General features: G+C 46.4%; 9 protein-coding genes. 7 read left to right on the forward strand and 2 right to left on the reverse strand.

Going from position 1 to position 12,857, the window contains the following annotated elements; translation table 11 throughout:
• Positions 1–40 precede the first annotated feature (40 nt).
• Positions 41–1,012, reverse strand: a complete 972-nt coding sequence (locus ACSHX2_RS02225) for an ABC transporter ATP-binding protein (RefSeq protein WP_435690141.1) — start codon at positions 1,010–1,012, stop codon at positions 41–43.
• 516 nt (positions 1,013–1,528) lie between these two features.
• Here ACSHX2_RS02225 and ACSHX2_RS02230 point away from each other — a divergent pair.
• Both ACSHX2_RS02230 and ACSHX2_RS02235 read left to right on the forward strand, forming a co-directional pair.
• Complete coding sequence (locus ACSHX2_RS02230) at positions 1,529–2,233, forward strand: CHRD domain-containing protein (protein WP_435690143.1); 705 nt, start codon at positions 1,529–1,531, stop codon at positions 2,231–2,233.
• A gap of 93 nt (positions 2,234–2,326) precedes the next feature.
• Positions 2,327–7,270 (forward strand): ThuA domain-containing protein, encoded by a 4,944-nt coding sequence (locus ACSHX2_RS02235; RefSeq protein ID WP_435690145.1) that lies wholly within the window; start codon positions 2,327–2,329, stop codon positions 7,268–7,270.
• 104 nt (positions 7,271–7,374) lie between these two features.
• Here the strand turns inward: ACSHX2_RS02235 and ACSHX2_RS02240 are convergent, their stop codons facing one another.
• Positions 7,375–8,745: a sulfatase family protein gene (locus tag ACSHX2_RS02240; protein WP_435690147.1), complete on the reverse strand. Its 1,371-nt coding sequence runs from the start codon at positions 8,743–8,745 to the stop codon at positions 7,375–7,377.
• A 249-nt stretch (positions 8,746–8,994) separates the two neighbouring features.
• Here ACSHX2_RS02240 and ACSHX2_RS02245 point away from each other — a divergent pair, with 249 nt between their 5' ends.
• The 5 genes from ACSHX2_RS02245 (at position 8,995) to ACSHX2_RS02265 (ending at position 12,853) form a co-directional block, all read left to right on the forward strand.
• Positions 8,995–9,228 carry a hypothetical protein gene (locus ACSHX2_RS02245; protein ID WP_435690149.1) on the forward strand — a complete coding sequence of 78 codons (234 nt, stop codon included), beginning with the start codon at positions 8,995–8,997 and terminating at the stop codon, positions 9,226–9,228.
• A gap of 425 nt (positions 9,229–9,653) precedes the next feature.
• Positions 9,654–10,811, forward strand: a complete 1,158-nt coding sequence (locus tag ACSHX2_RS02250) for a methyltransferase domain-containing protein (protein WP_435690151.1) — start codon at positions 9,654–9,656, stop codon at positions 10,809–10,811.
• A 17-nt stretch (positions 10,812–10,828) separates the two neighbouring features.
• Positions 10,829–11,779 (forward strand): arsenosugar biosynthesis radical SAM (seleno)protein ArsS, encoded by a 951-nt coding sequence (arsS, locus tag ACSHX2_RS02255; RefSeq protein WP_435690153.1) that lies wholly within the window; start codon positions 10,829–10,831, stop codon positions 11,777–11,779.
• 10 nt (positions 11,780–11,789) lie between these two features.
• Positions 11,790–12,218 (forward strand): arsenate reductase ArsC, encoded by a 429-nt coding sequence (locus tag ACSHX2_RS02260; protein WP_435690155.1) that lies wholly within the window; start codon positions 11,790–11,792, stop codon positions 12,216–12,218.
• Positions 12,219–12,253: 35 nt separating this feature from the next.
• The gene (locus ACSHX2_RS02265) at positions 12,254–12,853 is read left to right on the forward strand and encodes a TIGR04282 family arsenosugar biosynthesis glycosyltransferase (protein ID WP_435690157.1); all 600 of its coding nucleotides are present in this window, start codon (positions 12,254–12,256) and stop codon (positions 12,851–12,853) included.
• Positions 12,854–12,857 lie beyond the last annotated feature (4 nt).

The raw sequence follows: 12,857 nt of genomic DNA on the forward strand, positions 1-12,857 counted from the left end.
AATGTATGTTCTGTCTACCGGCGGGTTATTTGGAAAATTTTTAGGCTAGGCAGCCTGGGCAGTTTTGAACCCAGTGCCCTGTGGCGCGTTCGATTAGTTCTGGAGCGTGGTCCATCACACAGAGCTCTGGTTTTCCAAGGGTATTGCGCTGGTGAAAGGCGCAGCCACTTGGCAGTTCGGTAAGCAGTGGGGGGAGACCCGGGATGGTATAGAGGCGTTCGCCCTTTGCTTGGGTGGCTGGAATAGACTTAAGCAATGCTCGGGTGTAGGCATGCATGGGATTATTGAAAAGATCACGTGTGCTGGCACTTTCCACCAGTCTACCTGAGTACATGACATTCACGTTATCGCAAACTTGAGAGACGACTCCTAGGTCGTGGGTAACTAAGATGACCGCAGTACCAAGGGTTTCTTGGCGTTCTTTGATGAGATCTAATACCTGCTTCTGAACGGTGACATCAAGTGCGGTAGTCGGCTCATCGCATATCAAAAGCTCCGGACGCGTGATCAGAGCCATGGCTATCATCACGCGCTGGCGCATTCCTCCAGAGAACTCATGCGGATAGGCGTGGATGCGTTTCTCTGGTTCTGGGATTCCTACTTCAGCCAGAGCATCGATTGCTTTTGTGAGAGCGGCTTTACCTTTTATACCTTCGTGAATTTCGAGGGGCTCGGTGAGCTGGGTACGAATACTTAGAAACGGGTTCAGCGACGTCATCGGATCTTGGAAGATCATAGAAATACGTTTGCCGCGAATGGCGCGAAGTTCTTTTTGAGAAGCTTTGAGTAGGTCGATCTTGCCATCGAAGATTGCGGTACCTGAATGTATTTTTCCAGGAGGCTGGGGGATGAGGCCAAGCAGCGAGTAACAAGAGACGGACTTTCCTGAGCCAGATTCCCCCACGATGCCTAGTGTTTCCCCTTTTTCGACTGAAAAGGAAACGTCCTCCACAGCATGGACTATGCCGCTGCGTGTGTGAAACCGAGTAGAGAGGTTCGATACTTTAAGCATGCTATGTGTAGTAGCGCGTAGCAGATGCCTGCTAGCAAGCCGAAAGTGTATGAAATGTATGAGTATCTTGACACAAAATAGGTGTTTGAGGCGGATCTAATCGCAGATTCTTGGCCGATGGTGATAGGCTGGGGGTCCTAAATAATAGTACACTTTTAATAGCACGTTACTTATGTGTACGGTTCTTACTGTTAGTGTGTTGAGGTCTTGTTTTCTGGTTGTCTGTTGAGTGGGGGTGACTTTTTTTTTCATGAGCTTGGAATTATACTCATATTCCCGTAAATCACGAAATTCGAGAGACTATTAGCGCAGTTTTAGAGTGGGGGAGACTTTGCCAAGTCAGTCGTTCTGTAGACTAGGAAAGTGATGTGGGATGGGGGTTTAACCATAGGTCTAGATCTATAATCCTCTCATTTTCAGTCACTCTAAATAACCCCCTCAATTTTTCACTATAGGATTAATAGTTTGATTACTCATTTTCATAAATTAATTTAAGTGGATTCATTCGTGAGAAATATGAGCGGTCGTATCAATAATTCACTCAGCGCCACTAGGCAAATAAGTATAGCTAGAAGCTCAAAATGCTACTGGAGCTTTTTTGCTGTTCTACTCATGTTGGTGACTTCCACGCACGGTGCAGTCCTGCAGTTTCAGGCCGACCTTACACCAGGTGCGGTAGTTTTTGATGATGCGTTGGATGATCCGAGTGCCAGCACAGCTATTGGAACCGCTTACTTCACTCTAACGACAGGGGGAGCGAATGGCCCTGAGCTCAGCTATACGATAACTCTTAATGGGCTTACCTTTGATACAGAGTTGCCAAGAGCTAGTGCGGATGGACCAGATACTCAAGTGCGAGCCGTACACTTTCACTTCGGGGCAGCAGGAACAAACAGCATACACGCTCTCAATGTGTATGGTGTTCCTCGAGAGGATGATGGTGACCTGGTAGTGTCGTTAAATAGTCTGAGTGGGAATTGGGATGACTCTGATGAAAACTTTGGTTCGGATGGTGATCGTGGAGCTGGCGATAGTGTAGCCCTCACTGACGCAATCACAGCACTTCAAAGTGGAGAGCTCTACGTTCAATTGCATACTTTTGCCTATAGAGATGGTGAACTTCGCGGGCAAATCGATTCAGTTCCAGAGCCTTCTTCACTCGCATTGATGATTCCAGCCTTAGGGGGATGTCTGTTTATCCGTCGTCGCAAAGGCTTCTAAATCTTACTGAAGACTCTCTCTCCTTTTTCCTCTCTCGACGTCTACCCAACTCCACATTTTTCACCCAGAACTCACTTAGCCAACTGTAACACTATGAATCATCTAAAAATAATTTTTTTGCGGCAGCTCATAGCCTCTATATTCGCGGCTATACTTTCAATGACTATTGCCTACGGCCACGGCTTTGAAGTGTTGGTTTTTACTAAGGCCTCGGGCTATAATCATCCTTCACGAGATGAAGGGTCGGCAGCTATTGAAGCATTAGGACTTGTACATGATTTTGGTGTGACAGTCACGGATGACGCGACCGTCTTTATCAATGCTCTTCCTGCTAGCCATGTTGTCGTCTTCATGAATACAACTGGTGATATTCTTACTGACACTCAGCAAAATACTTTTGAGACGTGGTATCAGGCTGGAAAAGGCTTTGTCGGGATTCATGCCGCAGCCGATACTGAACCAGATTGGGATTGGTATATCGAAATGCTTGGTGCGCAATTCTCTGACCATCCTGCAGGAACTCATGAGGCTACCGTGAAAATCATGGATCGCGTGCACCCGATCACCAACGTAATTGATAGCACAACGAGTGAGCGCGTTTCCAATTGGGTCATTGAGGATGAGTGGTATAACTTTGTCGCGAGCCCGCGGGGCGACGTCCACGTACTAGCTGTACTTGACGAGGATACTTATGTAGGTGGTACACACGGAGATGATCACCCTATTGCGTGGTGTCAGGAGTTCGATGGAGGCAGGTCAGTTTATCTAGCGGGCGGCCACCCCGAAGAGATATACAGTGAAGAAATTTTACTTGGACTCATGAGCAATGCTATTGAGTGGGCTGCTGGTGAGCTTGGCGGAGATAGTGGAGCAACGATTGACTCTAACTACGAAAAAGTAGTTCTTGATGATAATGTATCACGGCCGATGGCAATCGATGTCGATGAAGATGGTCGAGTTTTCCTAGTAGAACGCTATGGTGCAATCAAAGTCCATGATCAAGACACTGGCGTGACGACAACTATCGGAACACTAGATACATACACAACTGGCGAATACGGAGCCCTAGGAATCGCTCTTGCTCCGGATTTCGCCACTACTGACAACCTCTATATTAATTGGACTCCAAATCCGGGGAGTGAAACGGATAGCCGAATCTCACGCTTCACATTAGATGCGAACGGAGACCTAGATCTTAGCAGTGAAGTCATTATCCTAGAATACTACACTGACCGCCCAAGTGTCACAGGGAACAAAGGTAATCACCTTGGAGGCTGCCTGCGTTTTGATGCGGAAGGTAATCTTTATATAGGAATCGGAGATAATACCGATGCCTACAATTGGAGTCCACGTAATGACGCAAGCGTTGGGCTAGATGCGAGAAAAGGCTCGCCGAATACAAATGACTTCAGAGGGAAAATTTTGCGCATTACACCAAACGTAGGTGGTGGATCTGGCGATCATCCGAATTATACCATTCCAGATGGCAATCTATTTACTGTTGGCACGGCGCTTACACGACCTGAAATCTATGTGATGGGCTGCCGAAATAATTTCCGCTTCTGTATCGACCCTTACACCGATTGGCTTTATTTTGGAGATGTTGGTCCTGATGCGAACAGTGTGGACAGTGGAGCATACGGCGGCCCTTTAGGTCATGATGAATTCAACCAAGTAAAAGAAGCTGGCTGGTATGGTTGGCCCTATTACATTGCGGATGGTCTGCCATATTATGATGGGAATGGAGATCCTTGGACAGTAGCCACGATGCAGGCTGACCTTGCGGACTACTTCGATAATTCAAGTGGCTTTACCAATAGTCTTGGTGAGGCTGGTGACCCTAGTCTCTTGGGCGTTCCTGAGCCAGCTTGGATTTGGTACACAGACTTTGATACTACATCCCCGGAACAATTTTCAGAACTGGAGACAGTGCACCGGTCTGCGATGGCTGGCCAGGTCTACCAGCATCAGTCAGGGTATAACTTCCCTCAGTACTATGATGGGAGCCTCTTTATCATGGAATTCATGCGGAACCTTATTTTGGAGGTAAAGACGAATCCAGATGGTTCAATCTTCGAAATTACCAAATTTGCCCCGAATATCTTCTTTAGCCGCCCGATTGATATGAAGTTCGGGCCAGATGGTTGTATGTACGTCATCGAATGGGGGAGTGCCTGGGGGTCAGGAACTTCTTCTGACACGAAACTAGTAAAGGTTCAATACACTCAGGAGCAAGCCACGCCAGTAGCGGTAGCCAGTACTGACGTGACAGAAGGTGGCTTGCCATTAATAGTAAATTTCAGCTCCACAGGAAGTTCGGACCCCGACAGTACTGAGTTTACTTTTGGCTGGGACTTTGATGGTGATCAAGTGATTGATTCCACTGACGAGAATCCAACTCATACCTATACTCAGCCAGGAGTTTACAATGCTATCTTGACGGTAACTGATCTAGATGGCCTCTACTCCCGTTCCACTGTCACTATTAACGTTGGGAATAACCGTCCTGTGCTAACTATGATAGAGCCAACGGCATACTCTTTCTTCGATTGGGGTGATACAGTCCAATTCGAATTTATAGTAGAGGATGAAGAAGATGGAACGAGTGCTGCAGGTCAGATTACAGATTCAGATGTTTTATTTGAAACTTCTCTCGGGCATGTCGATCACCTGCACAATAGTGGCCAATATAACCAATTATCAGGGGAAATCGTCATAGCTAGGGATGATAGCCACGGTTTTGATGACGACTTGAGTATTATCTTTGATGCTAACTACACTGACTCAGGCGCAACAGGTACTGAGCCACTATCTGGTACAGCCAGAGCTGGCTGCTACCCTAAAATCACCATGGCTCAAACCTATAGTGGTCAATCCGGTGTCACTACATCCCTTACAAGCGATTCCATGGGTGGTGGAGTTGATATCGTTGATATTGATCATGAAGACTACCTCTATTTCTCTGACCGTAACTTGAGTGCCATTGATGCCATTCGCCTACGTGCTACATCTGACAGCGGCGGCACTGTAGAGGTTCGTGAAGGTTCACCGACCGGAAACCTCATTGGAGAGATTTCCGTCCCGGCTGGTGATGGGAGTACCTATCTAGATTACACTGCCACACTGAGTGGTGTTACTCCCGTCACTCAGGACATTTACTTTGTCTTTGTCAGCGCCTCTGGTAGCGACTTCATGAAGCTGAATTGGATAAACTTCCGTGGAATAGGAGTGACTGTGATCGCTGGAAGACCTTCGGTTGAGTCCATTGACTTTATCGCGACCAATCATGTTCAGATCACATTTGATCAGGAAATGGACTACGCGACTCTCGCCGCGAGTTCAAACTATGGATTCAGTGATAGTGTGGTTGTCTCGGAAGCTAGCCCTAGTTCAAACCAGCAATCTGTTGTACTTACCTTAGATGGAGCTGAAGAGAATCATTACTATGACCTCACTTTATCCAATATTGAAGATTTGGCTGGAGACGAAATCGAGCCAAATACGCAATTCACTGTGTTGAATTTTGTCACAGCCGAGCCTCAGTTCTATTTTGGCCTCAATGCAGCAGGAGAATCTCACACGGATGCTGAAGGGAATTTGTACGTCTCTGATACCCCGCAGGCCATTACCAGCCTTCTGGTGAATTTCGTCAGAAATACGACCGATCCTGCTCCAGTTTCCGCAACAGCATCTCATTTTGCTGCAGCTGATTCAGGTGTTTCCTCAAGTGCCACTGTAAATGTTATTACAACGAAAGCTCCTAGTGCGCAGGCTGTCACAGCCGACGGACTCTCAGGTGTGACTGTCTCTAATTCAGGATCCAGTGGAATACACACTGCTGACAAAGGTGATTATGAAGGTCAGGCAATTGTGGATTCTTACATCTATGAAGCACATGATTATGGTACTAGCGATGACAGCCAATTAACTATTGATGGGTTGAACGATGTTGCTGCTGGTAACGAAATTAAACTGACTCTCTGGGGCGTGGGTGATACTGACGATGCAGATGTAACTTTCCAGGTCGTCTACAATGGTTCAACGGTCGGAACACAAACAACCGACTATGAGACTCCCGCAGACTCCTATGTTCAATTTACTTTTGATAAAGTAGAGGGACAGGACTCGATCACTGTGAACTGGGGCTCCGGCGGGTCTTCCACAGGTGGTTTAAATGGCTTTGCTCTCACCGTTTGGGAAGATGCGACAGGCTTTACTTTTACCGATACCAAAACCGGAAGCCGTGACAATGCCATAGCAAATACTGAGGATGATGTACTCTACCAGAGTGAGCGTTATATTGGCGGAGTAAATGACTTTGCTTATGCAATCCCAGTTCCCAATGGAAGCTACCAGGTACTCTTGCGCTTCGCTGAAAGCTACGCCTCAGCTGCTGGGCTCCGAGAGTTTAATGTTCAGATCGAGGGTGGAAGCGACATCTTTGCTAGTGATTTAGATATCTTCGCAGAAGTTGGCAAAAACGTAGCCTATGACTATTTGGTTGACGATATTGAGGTCTCCGATGGTGTCTTGGATATCGATTTTCTGGATAGAGGGGTAAACAACCCGACTGTGAATGCCATCGGTATTTTCCAAATCCAAAGCTCCTCAAGTGAATTGCCTGACCCATCATTTGCGAGTTACTTGCGCGATAATCCTGAGTCACTATCCACAGCCTCGTCAGACATCGATAACGACGGCCTCTCCGCTCTATTGGAATATGCTTTAGGTGGTGATGATGAGGCCAAGGATAGCAATCTTCTTCCAGCCATAAACCTTAGCGGGGATGACTTCAGCTTTTCCTATGAGCGACCAACCGGCCTCCCAGATGTACTCTACATCGTGGAAGCCTCTGATTCCTTGGATGCAGAAAGCTGGGTTGCAGTCACATCATCTCAGAGTGTGACCAATCAAGGTAACGGAAAAGAAACCGTGACCTTTGATAACCTCAAAACGGCAGCTACTGACGCAGGCTTCACAGACGGTGATTGTTTCTTCCGCCTGCGAGCCGAGCTGGTGGCATTGCCTGATGAATAAAGCCTCTCATTTATAATGTATCATGGAGAAGGCCGCGCTGGTAGAGTCCGGCAAACCTCCCAATCAGGCCGTATGGCTCACTGACAACTTATCTGCGAAATAGCCTATCGAGTCCTGCGCGAGTTCTCACCGATCACCCCGTGGTAGCCGATATCTTCTTTGGCGAACTCGAGTTGCTTTAGAAGCTGTTGGACGACTTCTGGATGGTCCTTAGCGACGTTGGTCGTTTCTCCAATATCTTTATCCAAATTATACAGCGTGAGCTCAGTGATGTATGGCCGATCTTCTTTAGGAACGTGAGTCTGCCAGATCGTACCTTCTTTTGTCTTATCTAACTTGGCATGAGGCAGGTGAAGTTTCCAAGAACCTTGGCGTACCGCGCGTAATGCTTGGTGTTGATAGAAGAAGAAAGGACGGTCGAGTTCAGACTGTGAGCCCTGGAAGACCTTCGAGATATCGATGCCGTCGATGACACGATCACTTGGAATTTTGGCTCCAGCTAGATTGGCTATCGTAGGGAGTAGATCAATCGTGGCTGTAACCAGGTCCGAGGTAGTTCCCGCAGGAACTTTACCTGGTGCTCGAATAATGAATGGCACCCTCAGGCCGCCTTCATAGGTACTCGTTTTGGCACTTCGCAGAGGTTCACAATGACCAGCATGCTTCCCCTCTTTCCACCACGGTCCATTGTCGCTGGCAAAAATGATGTAGGTCGTATCGTCTATCCCAAGCTCCTTCACTTTATCCAGCAGACGTCCAGTGTGGAAATCGAGTTCTTCTATCACATCTCCATAGAGGCCTTCCTCGGACTTGCCCTTAAATTGTGGTGAAGCATCGATCTTAGTGTGGGGCATCGGGTGAGCGAGATAGTAAAAGAAAGGTTCATCCTTATTGTCAGCGATAAACTCTATCGCCTTATCTGTAAAAAGCTTGGTTAGAGAAGCTCTTGGCGGGTTCTTGCGTACCTCTTTATCACCCACTCGGATATTTTTGCAGCTACTCGTTTCCGCCCAATAGGTAGTATCAAACCCTTGATTCTGAGGGCCCAGTTCAACTCTGAATGTGGGAGCCCCGCGCGTTTTTCTTCCTGCAACATCCCACTTACCTGACATCCCTGTTTTATAACCGAGCGGCTTGAGTAGTTCTGGGATAGTCACTTCGTTCAAAGACATCGCTGGATGAGGAATTAAACCATTATCATGAGCGACTCTCTCCACACGCATTGGGTAGGAACCCGTGAGCAACGATGCTCTCGCTGGCCCACACACTGTCTGGGCATAGAAACTCGTAAAGCGCATTCCCTGCTCAGCCATGCGATCAATGTTCGGAGTACGGATATTCGGTGAACCATAACACCCGAGATCCTGATAGCCTTGGTCATCGGTAAAAATAATGATGAAATTGGGCTTCTCCGCCTCCACTCGTGCAACGAGAAACAGGAGGGTCAGAGCTATTAAATTAATTTGAAATTTCATCACGTATTCTTGTTTTTTTCTGCGTGCTTATGGAGAAGCAATAGTATGTCTTGGAAAACATACTGCTATTTCGACGTGAAAATTACAACATGATCAGCTTACCCCCCTTTCTCTCAACATTCCTACCGTCATCTTTCTCACCGTGAGAACTACTCACGAATCATCGCTCCTCCTCCCTCCTATCAGATTCCATATTTTGGTCTCAATGCAGCTGGTTGAACACATACTGACTCGGAAGGGAGTTTATACGTGTCTAATTCCCCTCGGGCCATTGCCACTCTACTTGTTAATTTCACAAGTGATATTGACCTCTTTGCTGAAGCTGGAAAGAACGTTGCTTATGACTACTTAATCGATGACATCGAAGTCACCGACGGCGTCTTGAATATCGATTTTCTAGACAGGAGTCTTAACAACCCAACAATAAATGCCATTGGGTTTTTTCAAGTCCAAAGTTATCAGATGACCTCCCTGACCCATTGACTGAGGAAATGTACCATTGGCCAGAGCAGCAAAAAGTTTAAGTGCTTTGTAGAGGTTTGATTTACCAACACCATTCGCCCCCCTGCACTACTGTCAGCGGAGCTAGCTTCAATGAAATATCGAGAAGAGATCGGTAACCTTCGATTTGTAAAGAGTGAATCACGAGGTTTAAAGAGGAGTGACCATAGGAACAATTATCAGAATGCGGATCTAGTACTATTTTATGAATCAGGTGAGTAGCTGGTGATTTTATTGGAGAGGAAAGGAGCTGGGCATGATAGTTAATTCTTCAATATGAGTACCACGGAGGAGTGAATCATCATTCTTTTTAAAAGAACCAGGAGATTGGATCTTTTTGGGAATAATCTTCGCTGAGGTGGGTCTTAAAACTAGGTTGTACCTAGCACCAAACTATTAAATTACCCATGTCTTCCATTCCTACTTCCGAGTCCGCCACAAGAGAACGGTATGCAAATGCCGCAGCTGAAGCTGAGCAAGCCCTTTGTTGTCCAGTAGATTACGATCCTCAGTATCTAAAAGTCATTCCTGACGAAGTGATTGAAAAAGATTACGGCTGCGGGGATCCGTCAAAGTATGTGGAGCCAGGGGATACTGTGCTGGATCTTGGGTCTGGAACTGGGAAAATTTGTTTTATTGCCTCTCAGGTAGTGGGGGAGAATGGAAAGGTGATAGGGGTCGATATGACTGATGATATGCTCGAGGTAGCACGTCGGAATGCTCCGATCATTGGAGAGCGCATCGGCTTCTCAAACGTTGAGTTTCGAAAAGGAAGAATCCAAGATCTCGCTTTAAATTTAGAGTTGTTAGATCAGCAACTAGCAGGGAAGCCCGTAGGTGATGTGAACCGCTGGATGGAGTTAGACAAGATCACAGCAGACCTCAAAAAAGAGAAGCCGCTGGTGGAGTCTGAAAGCGTGGACGTAGTTGTATCTAATTGCGTTTTGAATCTGGTTGAAGCGGACCTTAAGTCGCAAATGTTTGAGGAACTCTTTCGCGTGTTAAAAGTCGGCGGTCGTGCAGTGATTTCGGACATTGTTAGTGATGAAGAAATTCCTCAGCACCTAGCCGATGACCCTTACCTGTGGAGCGGGTGTATCAGCGGAGCTTACACTGAAGAAGGATTCTTGAAGGCCTTTAGTGATGCTGGTTTTTATGGTATTGAGATTTTAAAGCGCGATGCTGAGCCTTGGCAGACTGTTGAAGGTATTGAATTCCGCAGTGTGACTATACGAGCATGGAAGGGGAAAGAAGGAGACTGCCTTGAGCGGAATCAAGCTGTACTATATAAGGGGCCGTTTAGTCAGGTCAGTGATGACGATGGTCATACTATGCAACGTGGCCAGAGCTACGCTGTGTGTGACAAGACCTATAACATCTATAAAAAAGCACCATATAAAGAGCACTTTGAGTTCATTGACCCTATCAAGCCGATTGCTATGGAAGATGCTCAGCCCTTTGATTGCTCTAGGGACGTGACTCGCCATCCAAGAGAGACCAAAGGGATGGAATACTCAGCGACGACTGTAGCTTCAGATTGCTGCGGAACCGACGGGTGTTGCTAGCCAAAATTTATCGAGAAATGCAAAATTTTCAATCAAAGCTCAAAGAGTACGATAAAGTACTTAAGCGCGGTACTTTCGACACTCTTCAAATCAATGTCGGCCGTAAATGTAATCAAACCTGTTCTCATTGCCACGTAGAGGCTTCGCCGTTGAGAACTGAAATGATGAATGAAGAGTGTGCTCATAAAGTGGGCGCATGGATTAAAAAATACCGACCCAAGATCGTTGATATCACAGGTGGTGCACCGGAAATTAGTCAATTTTTTCGTTACTTCGTAGAGACTGCAAAATCTGTCGGAGCTCACGTCATTGATCGGAATAATCTAACGATCATTGAAACCAAGTCTCACGCATATTTACCAGAATACCTAGCTAAGCATGAGGTCGAGATTGTCGCATCTCTTCCGTGCTATCTAGAGGATAATGTAGATGAACAGAGGGGCGATGGAGTCTTTCAAAAGAGTATTAGTGCGCTGCGCAAGCTAAATGCTGTAGGATATGGAACAGATCTACCTTTGACTTTAGTTTATAATCCAATTGGAGCTCAATTACCTCCTGATCAGGATGAGCTGGAAGCTGACTATAAAGAGGAACTCAAAAAGCGATATGGCATCGTTTTTTCAAGATTGTTTGCCTTAACTAATTTACCTGTAACTCGATACGCAGCCTTCCTAAAAGAGAGAGGTGAGTATGATGATTACATGGAGCTGTTAGCTAACAGTTTCAACCCTACGACTGTCGAAGGGTTGATGTGTAGAAATACACTGAACATAGGCTATGAAGGTGAAGTTTATGACTGTGACTTTAACCAGATGCTGAATTACCAGTTAAAGAAAGATAAGTCATTGTATCTTTGGGATATTTCCCCAGAGGATATGCAAGATGTCGATATTATAACAGCGAACCATTGTTTCGGTTGTACTGCAGGTGCAGGAAGTAGCTGTGGAGGTACGGTCGCAGCAGTTTAAGAATACTATTATGAAGAAACCAAAAATACTTGTATTGTGCACGGGTAACTCGTGCCGTAGTCATATGGCCGAAGGCTTTTTAAAGAAGAAGGTCGGAGATTTATACGATGTTCAGAGCGCTGGAGCAAAGCCATCCGGTTACGTTCATCCTGTAGCTAAGAAGGTGATGTTAGAGATTGGTGTGGATTTATCTGGGCATAGTAGCAAGCACCTTGACGAGTTCATCGATGAGGAAGTAGCGACTGTGATTACCGTATGTGATAATGCTGAAACTTGTTGCCCTCCTTTTAAGGGTGAAAAACATCACTACTGCTGGACCTTTGATGACCCAGCGGACGCTGAAGGTACTGAAGAACAAGTGGAACAGGAGTTTCGCAAAATCCGGGATCAGATTTGTGATCAGTTTGAGGAGTACGCAAATGAGCTAAGTAAAGTCTAATGCAGCAACAGAGAGTCACCACACATCTAGTGGTTATGACGAAATTTCCGGAACCCGGCAAGGTGAAGACTCGGCTGGCAGCATCTATCGGAAATGATGCAGCCTGCGAACTGCACCGTGCGATGGTGCAGCATTTGTTAGAAAAAACATTACCTCAATTGAACGAGTTAGTGATCCGATTTCATGTGGCGGGAGGAGATGAGCAATCGGTGTCGGCTTGGTTGTCCCCCCACGTGTGGCAGATTCAACATGGCGAGAATCTCGGAGAGAAAATGCAACATGCTATCCAAGCAAGTTTGTGTGAAGGAGCTGAAAAAGTCATCATTATTGGTACCGATGCACCAGCTATTTCTAATGGTCACATAAATGCTGTCAATGATGCACTAGATGCCGATGAGGTAGTATTCACGCCAGCATTAGATGGAGGTTACGTGATGGCTGGTATGAAGCGTATCCACGCTGAGATGTTTGAAAATATTAGGTGGAGCACAGAAGAGGTGCTGTCACTATCCGTTGAGCGTTTGGAGGCTGAAGGGGTGTCAGTGAAGTTGTTAGATTCGCTCCGTGATATAGATACCGAGCAAGACCTAGATCATGCGACAGAGATTCTAGGGGCTAAACCTTGGGGACTATAACTAA

This window comes from Rubritalea sp., assembly GCF_051252225.1.
Classification (GTDB): domain Bacteria; phylum Verrucomicrobiota; class Verrucomicrobiia; order Verrucomicrobiales; family Akkermansiaceae; genus Rubritalea.

Excerpts from the sequence above, each read along its gene's own strand:
- ACSHX2_RS02225 (WP_435690141.1), bottom strand. The coding sequence starts at position 1,012 with ATGCTTAAAGTATCGAACCTCTCTACTCGGTTTCACACACGCAGCGGC.
- ACSHX2_RS02230 (WP_435690143.1), top strand. The coding sequence starts at position 1,529 with ATGAGCGGTCGTATCAATAATTCACTCAGCGCCACTAGGCAAATAAGT.
- ACSHX2_RS02235 (WP_435690145.1), top strand. The coding sequence starts at position 2,327 with ATGAATCATCTAAAAATAATTTTTTTGCGGCAGCTCATAGCCTCTATA.
- ACSHX2_RS02240 (WP_435690147.1), bottom strand. The coding sequence starts at position 8,745 with ATGAAATTTCAAATTAATTTAATAGCTCTGACCCTCCTGTTTCTCGTT.
- ACSHX2_RS02250 (WP_435690151.1), top strand. The coding sequence starts at position 9,654 with ATGTCTTCCATTCCTACTTCCGAGTCCGCCACAAGAGAACGGTATGCA.
- arsS (WP_435690153.1), top strand. The coding sequence starts at position 10,829 with ATGCAAAATTTTCAATCAAAGCTCAAAGAGTACGATAAAGTACTTAAG.
- ACSHX2_RS02260 (WP_435690155.1), top strand. The coding sequence starts at position 11,790 with ATGAAGAAACCAAAAATACTTGTATTGTGCACGGGTAACTCGTGCCGT.
- ACSHX2_RS02265 (WP_435690157.1), top strand. The coding sequence starts at position 12,254 with ATGACGAAATTTCCGGAACCCGGCAAGGTGAAGACTCGGCTGGCAGCA.